The sequence below is a fragment of the Candidatus Methylomirabilota bacterium genome (assembly GCA_035260325.1).
Classification (GTDB): Bacteria; Methylomirabilota; Methylomirabilia; order Rokubacteriales; family CSP1-6; genus AR19.
Map to the genome: position 1 here is coordinate 1 of DATFVL010000127.1, position 16,430 is coordinate 16,430.

Annotated in this window: 18 protein-coding genes; 16 read left to right on the forward strand and 2 right to left on the reverse strand. The window is 71.8% G+C overall.

Annotated elements, in window-relative coordinates; genetic code table 11:
- From VKG64_08625 to VKG64_08690, 14 genes are all read left to right on the forward strand, one after another.
- Positions 1-805, forward strand: an 805-nt coding sequence (locus VKG64_08625; protein ID HKB25104.1) for a signal recognition particle protein, incomplete at its 5' end; no start/stop codon positions are given.
- A gap of 4 nt (positions 806-809) precedes the next feature.
- Positions 810-1,058 carry a 30S ribosomal protein S16 gene (gene rpsP, locus VKG64_08630; protein HKB25105.1) on the forward strand — a complete coding sequence of 83 codons (249 nt, stop codon included), beginning with the start codon at positions 810-812 and terminating at the stop codon, positions 1,056-1,058.
- An 8-nt stretch (positions 1,059-1,066) separates the two neighbouring features.
- Positions 1,067-1,585 (forward strand): ribosome maturation factor RimM, encoded by a 519-nt coding sequence (rimM, locus tag VKG64_08635; GenBank protein HKB25106.1) that lies wholly within the window; start codon positions 1,067-1,069, stop codon positions 1,583-1,585.
- Positions 1,586-1,606: 21 nt separating this feature from the next.
- Positions 1,607-2,362 carry a tRNA (guanosine(37)-N1)-methyltransferase TrmD gene (gene trmD, locus VKG64_08640; GenBank protein HKB25107.1) on the forward strand — a complete coding sequence of 252 codons (756 nt, stop codon included), beginning with the start codon at positions 1,607-1,609 and terminating at the stop codon, positions 2,360-2,362.
- Between the two features lie 19 nt (positions 2,363-2,381).
- Complete coding sequence (gene rplS, locus VKG64_08645; GenBank protein HKB25108.1) at positions 2,382-2,756, forward strand: 50S ribosomal protein L19; 375 nt, start codon at positions 2,382-2,384, stop codon at positions 2,754-2,756.
- A gap of 14 nt (positions 2,757-2,770) precedes the next feature.
- A complete protein-coding gene (locus VKG64_08650; protein ID HKB25109.1) occupies positions 2,771-3,415 on the forward strand; it encodes a ribonuclease HII in 645 nt (214 codons plus the stop codon).
- A gap of 56 nt (positions 3,416-3,471) precedes the next feature.
- Positions 3,472-4,068 carry a PadR family transcriptional regulator gene (locus VKG64_08655; protein HKB25110.1) on the forward strand — a complete coding sequence of 199 codons (597 nt, stop codon included), beginning with the start codon at positions 3,472-3,474 and terminating at the stop codon, positions 4,066-4,068.
- 9 nt (positions 4,069-4,077) lie between these two features.
- A complete protein-coding gene (locus tag VKG64_08660) occupies positions 4,078-4,767 on the forward strand; it encodes a DUF2306 domain-containing protein (GenBank protein ID HKB25111.1) in 690 nt (229 codons plus the stop codon).
- A gap of 5 nt (positions 4,768-4,772) precedes the next feature.
- Positions 4,773-5,441, forward strand: coding sequence for an ABC transporter ATP-binding protein (locus VKG64_08665; protein ID HKB25112.1), 669 nt, complete (start codon positions 4,773-4,775; stop codon positions 5,439-5,441).
- Positions 5,442-5,456: 15 nt separating this feature from the next.
- Complete coding sequence (locus VKG64_08670) at positions 5,457-6,074, forward strand: tetratricopeptide repeat protein (protein ID HKB25113.1); 618 nt, start codon at positions 5,457-5,459, stop codon at positions 6,072-6,074.
- A 1-nt stretch (position 6,075) separates the two neighbouring features.
- On the forward strand, positions 6,076-7,305 hold the full coding sequence (locus VKG64_08675; protein ID HKB25114.1) for an FtsX-like permease family protein: 1,230 nt from the start codon (positions 6,076-6,078) through the stop codon (positions 7,303-7,305).
- The gene (locus tag VKG64_08680) at positions 7,298-8,029 is read left to right on the forward strand and encodes an outer membrane lipoprotein-sorting protein (protein HKB25115.1); all 732 of its coding nucleotides are present in this window, start codon (positions 7,298-7,300) and stop codon (positions 8,027-8,029) included. Before VKG64_08675 ends, VKG64_08680 begins: the two co-directional genes overlap by 8 nt.
- Before the next feature lies 1 nt (position 8,030).
- On the forward strand, positions 8,031-9,371 hold the full coding sequence (locus tag VKG64_08685; protein HKB25116.1) for a DUF1302 family protein: 1,341 nt from the start codon (positions 8,031-8,033) through the stop codon (positions 9,369-9,371).
- Between the two features lie 51 nt (positions 9,372-9,422).
- Positions 9,423-10,673, forward strand: a complete 1,251-nt coding sequence (locus VKG64_08690) for an FAD-dependent oxidoreductase (GenBank protein ID HKB25117.1) — start codon at positions 9,423-9,425, stop codon at positions 10,671-10,673.
- A gap of 49 nt (positions 10,674-10,722) precedes the next feature.
- On the opposite strand, the gene VKG64_08695 is transcribed toward VKG64_08690, so the two are convergent.
- Positions 10,723-11,901, reverse strand: coding sequence for a diguanylate cyclase (locus VKG64_08695; GenBank protein HKB25118.1), 1,179 nt, complete (start codon positions 11,899-11,901; stop codon positions 10,723-10,725).
- A 210-nt stretch (positions 11,902-12,111) separates the two neighbouring features.
- A complete protein-coding gene (locus tag VKG64_08700) occupies positions 12,112-14,448 on the reverse strand; it encodes a xanthine dehydrogenase family protein molybdopterin-binding subunit (protein HKB25119.1) in 2,337 nt (778 codons plus the stop codon).
- 95 nt (positions 14,449-14,543) lie between these two features.
- On the opposite strand from VKG64_08700, the gene VKG64_08705 reads away from it, so the two are divergent.
- Both VKG64_08705 and VKG64_08710 read left to right on the forward strand, forming a co-directional pair.
- Positions 14,544-15,716 (forward strand): ABC transporter substrate-binding protein, encoded by a 1,173-nt coding sequence (locus tag VKG64_08705; protein ID HKB25120.1) that lies wholly within the window; start codon positions 14,544-14,546, stop codon positions 15,714-15,716.
- A gap of 13 nt (positions 15,717-15,729) precedes the next feature.
- Positions 15,730-16,430: branched-chain amino acid ABC transporter permease (locus VKG64_08710; protein ID HKB25121.1), on the forward strand; the 701-nt coding region annotated here is incomplete at its 3' end.

The following is a 16,430-nucleotide window of genomic DNA, read 5'->3' on the forward strand; positions in this document are numbered from 1 at the left end:
CACGCCACTGATCCTCGACACCGCAGGCCGCCTGCACATCGACGAGGCGATGCTCGAGGAGCTCAAGGCCATCCGCCGCGAGGTGGCGCCGCATCACGTGCTCCTCGTCCTGGACGCGATGACCGGGCAGGACGCCGTCACCGTCGCCGACCGCTTCAACCAGGCGGTCGGGATCGACGCGGTCGCGCTGACGAAGCTCGACGGCGACTCGCGCGGCGGCGCCGCCCTGTCCGTGCGCCAGGTGACCGGCCGGCCGATCGCCTTCGTCGGCACGGGCGAAAAGACGGACGCCCTCGAGCCGTTCCATCCCGACCGGCTCGCCTCACGCATCCTCGGCATGGGCGACGTGCTGTCGCTCGTCGAGAAGGCGCAGGCGACCGTGGACCAGAAGACGGCGGAGGAGCTCGTCCGGAAGCTCCGCGAGGACACGTTCACGCTCGAGGACTTCCGCGAGCAGCTCAGGCAGGTGCAGCGGCTCGGGCCCCTCGACCAGGTCCTGGGGATGCTGCCGTTCGGCAAGATGCTCAAAGGCGCACCGAAGGATCTCGCCGACGAGTCCGCCGACCTCGGCCGCTTCGACGCGATCATCGCATCCATGACGCCGGGCGAGCGGCGCAACCCGGAGCTGCTCAACGGCAGCCGGCGCCAGCGGGTCGCGCGCGGCAGCGGCACGAGCGTCCAGGACGTCAACCGGCTGCTGAAGCAGTACGCGCAGCTCCGGAAGCTGATGAAGCAGTTCAAGGGCATGGAGGGGAAGCTCCCCCGCATGAAGAATCTTTCAGGATTTCCCACACCGAGGGGGTGACGACGTGGCGGTATCGATCCGACTGAGAAGGACGGGGACGACGAAGCGGCCGCGCTACCGGGTGGTGGTGGCCGACTCGCGCTCGCCGCGCGACGGGCGGTTCATCGAGATCCTCGGCCACTACAACCCGCTCACGCAGCCGCCGACCGTGTCGATCGACCGGGCGAAGGTCGACGCGTGGATCGCCAAGGGCGCCCAGCCCTCGAACACGGTGCGGAAGCTGATGGCGCGCACCCGGGAGCCGAAGACGTAGGCGGCCGCATGGACGGGCGGCTCGTGGTCATCGGCGAGATCGCGCGGCCCCACGGCCTCTCCGGCGAGGTCCGCGTGACGCCGCTCACGGACGCGCCGGAGCGCTTCGAGCATCTCAGGGAGTGCGTGCTCTGGGACGCGGCACGGGACCGGCGCGAGACGCGCCGCATCACCGCCGCCCGCCGGCACGGCTCCACCGTGCTCGTGTCGCTCGCGGGCTGTGCGTCGGCGGAGGACGCGCGGGAGCTGGTGGGCCGGCTCCTGGCGCTGCCGGAGGAGGCGGCGCTGCCGCCCGGTCCCGGGCGCTTCTACCCCTGGCAGCTCGAGGGCTGTCGCGTCCTGACCGAGGACGGGCGGGAGGTGGGGCGCGTCAGCGGCGTCGAGCGGTCGCCGGCCCAGGATCTCTGGGTCGTCAGCGACGGGACGCGGGAGCACCTCGTGCCGGCGGTGGCGGAGATCGTGATCGAAGTGGACCTGGCGGCGCGCCGGATCGTCATCCGGCCGCCCGACGGACTGCTGGACTTGTAGCGCGCCGAGGCGGGGCGAGCGATGCGTATCGACATCGTCACGCTCTTTCCCGGCATGGTGGAGCCGGTGATCGCCGCGTCCATGCTGGGCCGGGCGCGCGCCGGCGGGCGCGTTGACATCCGGGCCGTCGATCTCCGAGACTACGCGAAGGGCAAGCGCCGCGTGACCGACGACTATCAGTTCGGGGGCGGCGGCGGCATGGTGTTGAAGCCCGAGCCGCTGTTCGCCGCGGTCGAGGCGCTCCGGACCCCGGGCGCGCGCGTCGTCCTGCTCGACCCGCGGGGCCGGACGTTCACGCAGCAGGTGGCCGCGGAGCTCGCGCGCGAGGCGCATCTGATCCTGCTCGCGGGCCGCTACGAGGGCGTGGACGAGCGCGTGCACGAGCGCTGCGCCGACGACGCGATCTCGATCGGCGACTACGTGCTGACGGGCGGCGAGCTGCCCGCGCTCGTGGTGGCCGACGCGGTCGCCCGGCTCCTGCCGGGCGTGCTCGGCGCCGAGGGCGCCGCGGAGCGCGAGTCGTTCGCGAGCGGGCTCCTCGAGCCGCCGCAGTACACGCGGCCCGAGGAGTTCCGGGGCACGCGCGTGCCGCCGGTGCTCCTGTCGGGGGACCACGCGCGCATCGCGCGCTGGCGCCGCGTGCAGGCGCTGTGGCGGACGTGGCGGACGCGCCCGGACTTGCTGGAGTCCGCGGGGCTCACGCCCGAGGAGAGCACGATCGTGGAACGATTCAAGCGCGGCGAGACGCCCGAGCAGCTCGAGCCCTCCGCGCTCTAGCGAGAAAGGAATCCGAGTCATGGACGCGATCCGGCTGGTCGAGGCCGCGCAGCTCCGGAAGGACCGCCAGGGGTTCGGCCCCGGCGACACGGTGCGCGTGCACGTGAAGGTGGTCGAGGGCGAGAAGGAGCGCACGCAGGTGTTCGAGGGCATCGTCATCAGGAAGCGCGGCGAGGGCGCGCGCGCCTCGTTCACGGTCCGGCGCATCTCGTACGGCGTCGGCGTCGAGCGCACCTTCCCGCTCCACTCGCCCCGCATCGAGAAGGTCGAGGTGGCCCGCGCGGGCCGGGTGCGGCGCTCGAAGCTCTACTATCTCCGCGGGCTCGCGGGCAAGGCCGCCCGGCTGAAGGAGAAGCGCGCCGTGATCATCCCCACCACCGAAGAGAAAAAGTAGCCGGCGCCCCCGGCGTGACGCCGCCCCCCTCGGCGCCGTACCGCTACGAAGCCCGGGCCTGGCGCGCGGGCGTGGGGCGCGTCGTCGGGATCGACGAGGCGGGGCGCGGGCCGCTGGCGGGCCCGGTCGTGGCGGCGGCGGTGATCCTGGCGCCCGACCGGCGGATCCGCGGGCTCGCCGACTCGAAGCTCCTCACGCCCGAGCGGCGCGAGGAGCTCTTCCACGTCATCCGCGAGCAGGCGCTCGCCATCGGCGTCGGCGTCGTGGACCACGAGACGATCGACCGGATCAACATCCTCGAGGCCACCCGCCGCGCGATGGCCGCGGCCCTGGCGGCGCTCGCCGTCCTCCCCGAGCTCGTCATCACGGATTTCGTCGCGCTCCCCGCGCTGCCCTGCCCCCAGCGGAACCTCGTCGCCGGCGACCGGCGCTGCGCGAGCGTCGCCGCCGCCTCGATCGTCGCCAAGGTGACGCGCGACCGGCTCATGCTCGAGGCCGACGGGCGATTCCCCGAGTACGGCTTCGCGCGCCACAAGGGCTACGCGACCGCCGAGCACCTGGCGGCGCTCGACCGCCACGGCCCCTGCGTGATCCACCGCCGCACCTTCGCCGGCGTCTGGCGCCAGGGCGAGCTGTTCGTCCTCGAAGAGAACGACTGACCCCTGCCCGCGCGGCCCCTTGACATGGCTCTGGACGATATGTATCTTCCAGATACATGGCGGAGGCGGCGGCGGGACGGCGGGCGAACACGAGCCGGTACGCGATCCTCGGGGTGCTGAGCCTGGGCCCCCGGTCCGGGTACGACGTCAAGAAGCTCATCGAGGCGTCCATCGCGCACTTCTGGAGCGAGAGCTACGGCCAGATCTACCCGATCCTGAACCGGCTGGCCGCCGAGGGCCTCGCGGCGCGGCGGCGAGAGAAGCAGCGCGGCAAGCCGGACCGCCACGTCTACTCGCTCACCCCGAGGGGTCGGGAGGAGCTCGAGCGATGGCTCGCCCTGCCGGCGCGGCTCGACCCCGTGCGGTCCGAGCTCCTGCTGAAGCTCTTCCTCGGCGGCGCGGGCTCCGTGGCGAACAGCATCGCCCAGCTCGAGCACGTCCAGGCGCGTCAGCGGGCGCTCCGCGACACCTACGACGGGATCGAGCGGCGGCTCCGCAAGCAGATGGCCGGGCACCCGGAGCTGCCGTTCTGGCTCATCACGCTCCGCTGCGGGCAGCACCGGAGCCGGGCGATGCTCACGTGGTGCGACGAAGCCCTCACCATGCTCAGGCGCCTCACCGCGCGGCCCGCGCGCCGCGCACGCCGTGGCTAGGAGGTCACCATGGACGCGTTGATTGGGGGCGTTCGCGTGCTGCACATCCTCGCCGGGGCGATCGCGCTCTTCGTCGCGCCGGTCCCCATGCTCACCGCGAAGGGCGGCCGGACCCACCGCCGCTGGGGGCAGGTCTACTTCTGGGCGATGGCGGTCGTCGCGGCGACGGCCGTCGCCCTCGCCGTCTGGCGCCCCGTCGTCTTCCTGGCGCTCCTCGCCGTGTTCAGCTTCTACAACGCGTTCTCGGGCTATCGCGCGCTCTCACGCAAGCGCCCGCGCGAAGGGCAGGGCGCGACGCGGCTCGACTGGACCGCGGCCCTCGTGACCTTCGCGGCGAGCGCGGCGATGGCCGTGCTCGGCGTCGTCCGGCCGGGGCCCGCCTGGGAGCGCGTCGGCGTCGTGCCGGTGGTCTTCGGCGCCTTCGGCATGCTCCTCGCGGGGCTCGACCTCTCGAAGTTCGCCTGGCCCCGCGCGGACCGCGAGCAGTGGTGGTTCGATCACATGGCCGGGATGCTCGGCTCCTACATCGCGACGGTCACGGCCTTCTCCGTCGTGAATTTCACGTTCCTGCCGGCCGCCGTCCGCTGGCTCTGGCCGGTCGCCATCGGCACGCCGCTGATCGCCGCGTGGATCACGTACTACAAGGTTCGATTCCGGCGCGGCGCGCGGGCGTCGGTCCAGGTCGCGAACTCCGGATGAGACCCGTGACCCACGCCGTCGCCGTCAGGGACGTGACCAAGACGTACCGCCTCGGCAAGCTCACCGTCACCGCGCTCGCCGACGTGTCGCTGACGGTGGAGCCCGGCGAGTTCCTCGCCGTCGCCGGCCCCTCGGGGAGCGGCAAGACGACGCTCCTCAACCTCATCGGCTGCCTCGACACGCCGACGTCGGGCGAGATCGCGATCGACGGTGAGCTGGTGAGCGCCCTGCCGTCCGGCCGGCGCGCGGATCTCCGCGCCCGCAAGCTCGGGTTCGTCTTCCAGACCTTCAACCTGATCCCGGTGCTCACGGCCTGGGAGAACGTCGAATACCCGCTCCTCCTCCACCGGCGCGGCGACGACGTCGCCGCCCGGGTGCGGGCGGCGCTCGAGCAGGTGGGGCTCGGAGACCGGGCGCGGCACCGCCCGCCCGAGCTCTCGGGCGGCCAGCAGCAGCGCGTGGCGATCGCCCGGGCCCTCGTCTCCCGGCCCGCGCTCGTCCTGGCCGACGAGCCCACCGCGAACCTCGACAGCCGCACGGGTCACGAGATCATCGAGCTGATGCGACGCCTCAACCGCGAGCACGGCACCACCTTCGTCTTCTCGACCCACGATCCACGCATCATGCAGGCCGCCGAGCGCGTGCTGGAGATCTCCGACGGACGACTCCGCTGAGAAGAAGGGCATGCCATGACGCCGACTCGCCGCACCATCCTACGCCTCGGGACGGTCGTTGCCGCGTTCGCCGCCCTCACCGTCGTCTGGCCCCCAGGCCGCGCCGGAGCCCAGACGACCGACCTCGTCGCTGAGGGAAGGCGCGCGCTCGACGCCGACAAGGTCGACGAGGCCATCGCGATCCTCGAGCGAGCGGTGGCCGCCGACCCGAACGACGCGGCCGCCCTGGCCTGGCTCGGTAGCGCCCGGGTTCGGAAGGCCCGCACCGCCTCGGTCTTCACCGCGCCCGGCTGGGTCAAGAAGGGCTTCAACACCCTCGACGAGGCCGTCGAGCGCTTCCCGGACGCCTTCGTCGTCTACGTGGTCCGCGGAACGACGGCCCTGCGGGTGCCCGACTTCTTCAAGAAGACTCCGGTGGCGATCAGCGACCTCGGCGCGGTGGTGGCCATGAAGGAACGAAGCCCCGCCGCGGTTCCCGACTCCGTGATGCCCTCCGTCTACCTGAATCTCGGACTCGCCTACAAGAAGAACGGCCAGACCGCCGAGGCGAGGGCGACCTGGGAGAGAGGAACGCGACTCTACCCCTCGGCGCCCGAAGCCGGCGCCATTGCCAAAGAGCTGAGGAGTTTCTGACATGGCGCTCTACCTGAAGCTCGCGATCCGCAACGTGTTCAGGAATCGCCGCCGCACGCTCATCACGCTAGCGGCCATGGCCTTCGGCGCCGCCGCGATCATCGTCTTCGGCGGGTTCGTGAACGCGATTTACTGGGGCGTCCGTGAGTCGACGATCCGGAGCCAGGTCGGCCACCTCCAGCTCTATCGCAAGGGATTCTCCGAGAAGGGGAACCTCGCGCCCTTCGATTTTCTGATCGGCGACTATCCGGCGCTCCGCGCCGAGCTCGTGAAGATCGAGCACGTCAGGACCGTCACGGCCCGGCTCGGCTTCTCCGGCCTGGTCTCCACCGGCGATACCACGACCTCGTTCGTGGGCACCGGCGTCAATCCCGAAGGCGAGGCCGACCTGTCCTCGCTGGCCGTGATCGTCGAGGGCCAGGACCTGACCAGCCGTGCGCCGCGCGGCGTCATCCTGGGCGTCGGCCTCGCGCGCGGCTTCGGCGTGCGGCCCGGTGCCGACCTGACCCTGCTCACCACGACGACGAGCGGCTCCATCAACGCGCTCGCCGTCAAGGTGCGGGGCGTGTGGGAGTCCGGCGAGAAGGCGTACGACGACCGGTTCCTCAAGGTGGCCCTCCCCGAGGTCCAGCGCGTCCTCGACCTCGAGCACGGCGAGGTCCAGTCGGTCGTCCTTCTGCTCGACGAGACGGAGAACACCCCCGTCGTGCGCGAGCGCATCGAGCGGCTCATCCGCGAGCGGGGGCTCGACCTCGAGATCAAGACCTGGGAAGATCTGGCGCTCCGCTACCACCAGGTCCGCGAGCTCTTCGGACGCATCTTCGCGGTGCTCACGCTGATCGTCTCCATCATGGTCGTGTTCGGCATCACGAACACGATGACGATGGCCATCTTCGAGCGGACGCGAGAGATCGGCACGGTGATGGCGCTCGGGACGCGACGGCGCGGCGTCATCGCGATATTCGTCCTCGAGGGCGTCGCCCTCGGCGCCCTCGGCGGGGTCCTGGGCGTCGTCCTCGGCGTCGTCCTCGCGAAGCTCGTCACCGCCATCGGCATCCAACTGCCGCCGCCGCCGGGTTCCACCCGAGGGTTCACGGTCCAGATCTTCATCGTTCCGGCGGTGCTGGCGCAGGCGTTCCGCCTGTCGATCGTCACCGCGACGCTCGCCGCGCTCTATCCTGCCTGGCGCGCCGCGCGCCTCGACGTCGTGGAGGCCCTGCGTCATGTCTAGGCTGGCGCTCGCGCTGGTCCTCCTGCTGGGCACCGCCTCGCCGGCGCGGGGCGACGAGGCCGCGGACATCGTGCGCGAGGCGGATCGGGCGAGACGGCCCGGGGAGAGCTTCGTGTGGAAGATCACGATCACGAGCCGGGAGGCGAAGAAGTCGCCCTCGATCGACGGCTTCGAGGTCTTCGTGAAGGGCAGCGGGCGCGCGTTCGTCAGGTTCGTGGCCCCGCCCCGGAACGTCGGCCGTTCCCTGCTGACCCTCGGACGCGACCTCTGGATCTATCTCCCCGACGCGGGCAAGCCGGTGCGGATCCCGTTCTCCCAGCGCCTGGTGGGCCAGGTCGCCAACGGCGACATCGCGCGGACGGATTACGCCGGCGACTACGACGCCACGCTGCTCGGCGAGGAGTCCGTCGAGGGGGTCGCCTGCCACGTGCTCGATCTCAAGGCCAGGACGAAGGAGGTGACGTACGCGGCGATCAAGTACTGGGTCTCGAAAGCCGAGCGCCGGCCGGTCAGGGCGGAGTTCTACGCCGGCACCGGCACGCTGCTAAAAGTCGGCGTCTTCGAAGGCTACAAAGAGATCGCCGGCCAGCGCCTGGTCACACGCCTCACGCTCGTGGACGCCATCCGCAAGGACAAGACGTCGGTTCTCGAGTACGGCGAGATCTCGGTCCGCGACCTCCCCGAGAAGTACTTCGACAAGAGCTACATGAAGACGCTCGACTGAGATGCGCTTCGTGGTCTCGGCGGCGGTCGTCCTCTGCGTGATCACGGCCGCCGCCGCCGAGGACACCGGCCGGGAGGGTCCGCCGGAGTGGCTCAAGGCGCTCCGGCTGAGGGGGCGGCTCGCCGAGGAGTTCGCCTATCGCCTCCACGACCCGGGCGACGTCTCGAAGCTCAAGACGCTCGGCTGGCTGGAGGGAAAGTACGCCTTCTCCGACACGGCGAACCTCAGGCTCGCGACGCGCGGCTGGTACGATGCCGTGTTCGACGCGACCGATCGGTATCCCGCCAACGTCGAGCGCGACCAGAAGACCGAGAAAAATTACCTCGACCTCCGCGAGGCGCTGCTCTCCGTGTCGCGCGGCGACCTCGACGTCCGGCTCGGCCGCCAGCAGATCGTGTGGGGCGAGGCGATCAGCACGTTCGTGACCGACATCGTGAATCCGAAGGACTTCCGCGAGTTCGTCCTGCCCGATTTCAGCGAGCTCAGGATCCCGATCTGGGCGCTCGACTTCAGCTACCGGCTCGCGACGAACGTGAACTTCGAGGGCGTGTGGACGCCCGACACGCTCCACAACAAGCTGCCGAAGCAGGGCGCAGAGTTCCAGTTCGCGCCGATCCCCTACCGCTTTCGCAACCCCGTCGTGCGACTCCCCGACAACCCCGATGAGTTCAGCCTGCCGCGGAGCGAGGGGGGCTTCCGGCTCGCGGCCCTCGTGAGGGGCTGGGACATGTCGCTGATCTACTACGACGCGGCGGACAAGACGCCCGTTCTCTTCCAGCGCCGCGTCGCCCAGGCGCCCGCGCCGGACGTGATCGTGCTCGAGCCGCGGCACCCGCGCCTGCACATTGTGGGCGCGACGCTCGCCAAGAGCCTCGAGTCGATCGTCCTCCGCAGCGAGGTCGCCCTGACGCTCGGCAAGCGCTACGAGACGACGGACCCGCTCGACCCCGACGGCGTCGTGCGGCGCGACACGATCGACTACCTCGTCGGCGTCGACTACACGTTCTTCTCGGCGGTCGACGCCGACCTCCAGGTCAGCCAGAAGATCCTCACCGGCCCCGCGACCAACCTGACGCGCGGGGGCGTCCAGGGCCAGGTCACGACGTCGGTGGCCCTGCGCCTGACGACAGGCTTCCTCGAGAACACGCTGAACCCGATGGTCCTCTTCGTCGTCGACGCCAACCGCGCCGACTTCCGGCTCAGCCCGCGGATCGACTACCTCCTGAGCGGTGCCGTCACGCTGTCCGTGGGGGCCGACGTCTTCGAGGGCCCGCGCAGCACGCTGTACGGCCAGTTCGACAGGAGCGACCGCGTCTACCTCACCACCACGTGGAGGTTCTGAGCGAAAGCCCGGCGCGGGCAACCCCGGCCGCAGTCACGTAGGATGCCTCCCGTGGGCGGCGAGACGGTCTCGGTGCGCTGCTGTATCGTGGGAGGCGGCCCGGCCGGCATGATGCTCGGGCTCCTCCTCGCCCGCGCCGGCGTCGGCGTCCTCGTCCTGGAGAAGCACGCGGACTTCCTGCGCGACTTCCGCGGCGACACGATCCACCCGTCCACGCTCGAGGTCATGCACGAGCTGGGACTGCTGGAGGACTTCCTCCGCCTGCCGCACCAGGAGGTCCGCGAGCTCCGAGCGCAGATCGGCGACGTCGCCGTGCCGATCGCCGACTTCACGCACCTGCCGACGCGCTGCCGCTTCATCGCACTCATGCCGCAGTGGGACTTCCTGAGCTTCCTCGCCGAGCGGGCGGCGCGCTATCCAGGCTTCCGTTGCCGGATGCGCGCCGAGGCGACCGGGCTCCTCGAGAAGTCCGGGGCCGTGACGGGAGTCCGCGCGCAGACGGCCGAGGGCCCGCTCGAGGTCCGCGCCGACCTGGTCGTCGCCGCCGACGGCCGGCAGTCGGTCGTCCGCGAGAGGGCCGGCCTCCACGTGCGGGAGCTGGGCGCGCCCATGGACGTCTTGTGGTTCCGGCTCTCCCGCGCGCCGGATGATCCGGACGCGACCATGGGCCGGTTCGGCGCCGGGCAGATCTTCATCACGCTCAATCGCGGCGACTACTGGCAGTGCGGCTACGTGATCCCCAAGGGCCAGCTCGACGAGATCCGCCGGCGGGGGCTCGACGCCTTCCGCGAGGGCGTGGCGCGGCTGGTACCGTTCGCGCGCGGCCGGACGCACGAGCTCCTCGACTGGGACGACGTCAAGCTCCTCACCGTGCGCGTGGACCGCCTGGAGCGATGGTATCGCCCCGGGCTCCTCTGCATCGGCGACGCCGCCCACGCGATGTCGCCGATCGGCGGCGTCGGCATCAACCTTGCGATCCAGGACGCCGTGGCCGCGGCCAACCTCCTCGCCGTCCCGCTCCGGGTGCGCCCACCGACGCTCGCGGAGCTCGGCGCGGTCCAGCGGCGGCGCGAGCTGCCGACGCGCGCCACCCAGTGGCTGCAGGTGACGATCCAGCGGCGGCTGGTCGCCCCGGTCCTCGCGGGCGCGCGATCGGTGAAGCCGCCGCTCGGCGTCCGCCTCCTCGCGCGCTTTCCGTTGCTCCGGCGGATCCCCGCGCGTCTCGTCGGGCTCGGCATCCGGCCCGAGCACGTGCGGGCGCCCGTCGCCCCGGCCGCGGCGCCCGCGCGACCCTCCGCCTAGGCGCGTTTCTTCGCGAGAAGGGTGCGGACGCGCCTGACCGATCGCGCGGCTATGCGGAGACGCGGTTCAGGCCGGCCAGCTTGGCGCGGTCGAGCGCCCGCTCGGCGGCCTGGAGGACCTGGTGAGAATCGGCGCCGCGATCCGTAGATTGAGCGACGCCGACGCTGATCGTCACCGAGAGGGTCCGTTCGGCGACGGCCGGACGCGCGTGCCGATCCGCCGGGGGCCGCTTGGACACCCGCACGTCGAGCGTCGCCGCCTCGACGGCGCGCCGAACGGCGTCGAGGTGGCGGGCGGCCTCCGCCGCCGACCTGCCTCGAAAAACGACGGCGAACGCGTTCGTGCCGACGCAGAATACGCGTCCGCGCCCGCCGACCTTCGTGAGGGCCTCGGCGACGAGCCGCAGCATGCGCTGGGCGGCGTCGGCACCGTGCTCTTCGCGGAACCGGACGTAGTCGTCGATCTCCGTGCGCGCCAGCGCGTAGCGTCGGCGCAGCCTGCGGAGCGCCTCGTTGAGGGCGAGGCGCCCGGGCAGGCCGGTCACGTCGTCGGGATAGGCGACGCGTGGCCGCTCCCACGCGGCGCCGGTGAGGAGCATCAGCCCGGCCGTGACGAGGTGGACGCGCGCCGGCCTGCCGGCGCTGGCCCCGTCGAGCGCGAGAAGTGAGGCGACCAGAGTCCATCCCGCCCCCGAGGTGAACGGGCGCTTGTCCACGAGGAGCAGGATCAGCATCAGGCCCAGCGCGGCGGCGAACGCGACGAGGGCGGGTTGCGGGAGGGCCGTCCAGGCGACCAGGTTCGCGGTCACCAGCGGCCGCTCGAGCCACGCGGCGACGGCGGCCTGCGCGGTTTGCAGAAGGATCGCGATGACGGCGGCCTGGAGGAGGATCACCCCCAGCCGCGACGCGCCGCGCGCGCTGATGAGGCTCTCCTCGCCGAGCCACGCGATGACGACGAGGTTCACCGGCAGCAGCACCGCGACCGCGTTGAAGACGGCGCGACCACCCACGTGGACGAGCGCGTAGTCGGCGAGGGCGAGGACGACGACCGCGAGGACGAGTCGTGCGCGTCCGATGAGAAGCCCGAGCAGCGCACCACCTCCGAAGACCGCCAGCGGAGCCGCGCGCAGGGCGACGGCCGCCGAGCCTGGAAGCGCCGGGGCGAGCGCCACCAGGGCCGCCAGCGGCAGGAACATTCCCGGAACGACGAGCAAAGCGGCCCGTCTCACGACGGCAAGCGCCTCCCCGGGGCGGCAAGCACGCGGACTTCCCCCATGCCCGGAGGTGGAAGCAACACCGATACCAAGCCGCTAATGCGCGCGATCGGCCCGTTCTGGCGCGGTTCTCGCCGGCCGGCGCCACGACCGCCCACAGTCGCGATGGCACGTTTCGGACCGGATGCGGGGCCAGACTGACGCGACGAGCCTGTTTCGGCGCCGTCACCTCCCCACGAGCCAGGCGCGAACGCGCGCCGGCGTCACGGGGGTCGCGGTAACGCGCACGCCGAAGGGGGCGAGCGCGTCCTCGACCGCGTTCGCGATCGCCGCGGGGGGCGAGATCGCGCCGCCCTCGCCGAGGCCCTTCACACCGAGCGGGTTGCGCGGCGAGGGAAACTCGAGGTGCACCGTCTCGATCGGCGGCAAGTCGTCTGCCTTCGGGATCGCGTAGTCCATGAGCGAGCCGGTGAGGAGCTGGCCGCGCTCGTCGTAGGCCATGTCCTCGAAGAGCGCCCCGCCGATCCCTTGGGCGACGCCGCCGTGCACCTGGCCCTCGACGATGATCGGGTTGATCACCTTGCCGCAGTCGTGGGCGACGACGTAGCGGAGGAGCTTCACCGCGCCGGTGCCGACGTCGACCTCCACCTGGGCCACGTGGACCGCGCTCGCGTACGTCACGGTCGGCACGTGGTGGTAGGCGCTCGCCTCGAAATCGGGTGGCGCCACGCCGGGCTTGGCGAACGTCGGGATCGACGCCTGGACGACGCGCGCGAGGTCGAGCGCCTTCTGCGGCGAGCCGCGGACGAGCGCGCGGCCGTCCTCGATCTCGACGTCCTCGGGCGCGGCCTCGAGCAGCGCGGCCGCGGCGCGCACGAGCTTCGTCCGGACCTCGCGGCACGCGTCGGCGATCGAGTTGCCGGCCGTCACCGCGCTCCGGCTCGCGAACGTGCCGACGCCGAAGGGCACGGCGGCGGTGTCGCCGCCGATCACCGTCACCCACTCGAGCGGCACGCCGAGGGCGTCCGCGGCGACCTGGGCGAAGCTCGTCTCGTGGCCCTGGCCCGAGTTCACCGCCCCCGTCGCGACGAGGACGCGGCCCGCGAGGTCGAGCTTCACGGTCGCGCCCTCGTAGGGGCCGATCGCCGTGCCCTCGACGTAGCCCGAGATGCCGATGCCGCGGTGGACGCCGCGGGCGCGGAGCCGCTCCTGCTCGCGGCGGAACTCGGCGTAGCCCGCCGCCGCGAGCGCCTTCTCGAGCGCCTGGGGGAAGTCGCCCGTGTCGTAGACGAGCGGGTTGCCGTCGCGGTAGGGCATGCCGAAGTCGTACGGCAGCTCGTCAGCACGGATGTAGTTGCGTCGCCGGATCTCCGCCGGATCCATACCGAGCTCGCGCGCGAGGCAGTCCACGGCGCGGTCCATCGCGAAGACGGTCTCGGGCCGGCCGGCGCCCCGGTAGGGCGCGTTCGGCGTCTTGTTGGTCACCACGGCCTGGAAGTCCACGCGCATGTTCTTGATCCGGTGCGGACCGATCAGGTGCGCGACCGTGTTGTACGGGAGCACGATGCCCCACACGTTGTAGGCGCCGAGATCGAGCGAGATCCTGTCGCGCAGGCCGAGGATCGTGCCGTCGCGGGAAGCGGCGAGGCTGATCGCGTGAGTCTGGTGGCGGGCGTGCGCCGAGCCCGACATGTGCTCGCGCCGGTCCTCGACCCACTTCACGGGACGGCCGAGGGCCACGGCGGCGGCCGGCACGAGCGAGTCCTCGGGATAGCCGGACGCCTTGGTGCCGAAGCCGCCGCCGATGTCGGGGGCGATCACGCGGATCTTGTGGGGCGGGAGCCCGAACGTCGTCGCGAGCCCCTGCTGGACGAAGTGGGAGACCTGGGTCGAGTTCCACGTCGTCAGCGTCCCGTCGCGCCGGTCCCACGCCGCGACGACGCCGCGACACTCGAGCGGCATGCCGACGTAACGCTGGATCCGGAACGTCTCGCTCACCACGACGGCCGCCCGGGCGAAGGCCGCGTCCGGATCGCCGATCGCGTGGGTGAAGGCGACGCCGACGTTGGTGGCCCACTCCGGGTGGACCAGCGGCGCGCCGGGCGCCGCGGCCGCCACCATGTCGGCCACGGGCGGGAGCGGCGCCCACTCGACCTGGACCAGCTCCGCCGCGTCCTCGGCGAGCGCGCGGCTCTCGGCGACGACCATCGCGACGATCTCGCCGACGTGGCGCGCGCGGTCGCGGCAGAGGGCGAACTGGGGCGCCTGGCGGATCTCGAAGTCGATCGCGGCGGCGAGCCCGGGCGGCGGCGCGCCGAAGAGGGGCAGCGGCTTCATCCAGCGCTCGAGGTCGGCGAACGTGAAGACGGCGGCGACCCCGGGCAGCGCCTTCGCCGCCGCGGTGCGGATCCGCGTGATGCGCGCGTGGGCGTGGGGCGAGCGGACGAACGCCGCGTGCAGCATCCCCGCCAGCTGCACGTCGTCGACGTAGCGGGCCTCGCCGCGCAGGAACCGCGGGTCCTCGCGCCGCTTCACCGCCGCGCCGAAGTACTTGGCTCCCATGGCCCGTCCAGCAGGCGACTATACAACACCCGCTTCCGTGCGCCCGGCTCGTGCGCTATGCTGCGTGCCACCATCCCACTCCCCGGAGGTTTCCGATGACCAAGCGGTGGACGTTGCTCCTGGCTCTCGTCGGTGTCGGCACGCTCGCGGCAGCGCTGCTCGCGGACGCGCAGGCGCCGATCAAGATCGGCGTCATCGAGCCGCTCTCGGGGGCGGTCGCGGCCTCTGGCAGCTACGTGCGCATGGGCGCCGAGATCGCGCGCGACTGGATCAACGCGCGCGGCGGCATCAACGGGCGGAAGGTCGAGCTGATCATCGAGGACAACAAGTCCGACCCCAAGGAGGCCGCGAGCGCGGCCGAGAAGCTCATCGTCCGCGACAAGGTGCCGGCGATCATGGGCGCCTGGGGCAGCTCGATGACGCTGGCCGCGATGCCGAAGCTCGAGGAGTACGGCGTCCCGATGGTCGTCGAGACCTCGAGCGCCGCGACGATCACCAAGCGCGGCAACCCGTGGATCTTCCGCATCAGCCCACCCTCCGAGATGGAGGCGCTCGGCCTCGAGCAATACGTCGAGCGGCTCGGCGTCCGGCGGGCCGACTTCCTTGCGGTGAACACGGACTGGGGGCGCGGCGCGATCGGCGCCTTCGGCGACATGCTGAAGAAGAAGGGCGTCGCCGTCGGCGCCGCCGAGTTCATGGATCAGGCCGCCACCGACATGAGCGCCCAGCTCACGAAGATCAAGGGCACGGGCGGCGACACGCTCTTCCTCACCACGGCCGTCGAGCAGATCACGCTCGTCCTCAAGCAGGCGCAGGAGCAGCGGCTCGCGCGCCGGGTCGTCACGACGGGCGGGAGCTCCTCACCGACGCAGCTCATCAAGCAGGCGGGTCCCGCGGCCGAGGGCAGCTACCACATCGTCTTCTTCATGCCCTGGTTCCCGGAGGCGATGCCCGACGGCAGGCTCGCGAAGGCGTTCGTGGACGAGTGGGCCAAGCGCGGCCACCCGTTCGAGGGCCTCACCGAGGGCTTCCGCGGCCACGACGGGATCGCCACGATCGCCGAGGCGATCCGCCTCGCGGGCGTGGACGAGCCCAAGGCGGTCCGCGACGCCCTCTGGCGGGTGAGCCTCATGGGCGTCAACGGCCCGATCAAGTTCGAGAAGGACGGCCCGGCGGGCAAGGAGAGCGGCCAGAGCCGGCCCAGCATCTTCGTCGTCCAGATCCGGGACGGCAAGGTGGCGCTGCCCGACTTTCTCGCGAAGAAGTAGCCGCGCGGGCGGGATGGAGCCGCTCCTTCAGCACCTGGTGAACGGCCTGGTGCTCGGCGGGACGTATGCCCTGCTGGGCATCGGCCTCACCCTGATCTTCGGCCTCATGAACGTCGTGAACTTCGCCCACGGCGAGTTCTACACGCTGGGCGCGTACGCGGCGTTCGCCGCGCTCGGCCTCGCGGGCGCGAACTTCTTCGTGGCGCTCCTCGGCGCGATCGCGTGCGGCGCCCTCGGCGGCGCGCTCTGCGAGGTCACGCTCCTCCGGCCCCTCCGCGCCGAGTCCATCGACACGACCATGCTCGTGATGATCGGCCTCTGGATCGCGATGCAGAACGCCGAGCTGCTGGCCTGGGGCGGGGTCGCGAAGTCCATCCCCCATCCGTTCCCGACAGAGCCGCTCGCGCTGGGCCCCGTCTCGATCGCGCCGCTCCGGCTCTTCGTCCTCGGCCTCGCGTTCGTCCTCATCGCCGCGAGCTACGTCCTCATCCAGTGGACGAAGCTCGGCCGCGCGATGCGCGCCACCTTCCAGGACCGCGACACGGCGGCCCTCATGGGTGTCCGGATCGGGCGGATCCACACCGCGACGTTCGCCTTCGGCTCCGCCCTCGCCGCCGCCGCGGGCGCCCTGCTGGGGCCGATCTTTCTCGCGTACCCGAGCATGGGGGACCTCGCGTCGCTGAAGGCGTTCTCCGTCGTGATCCTCGGCGGCCT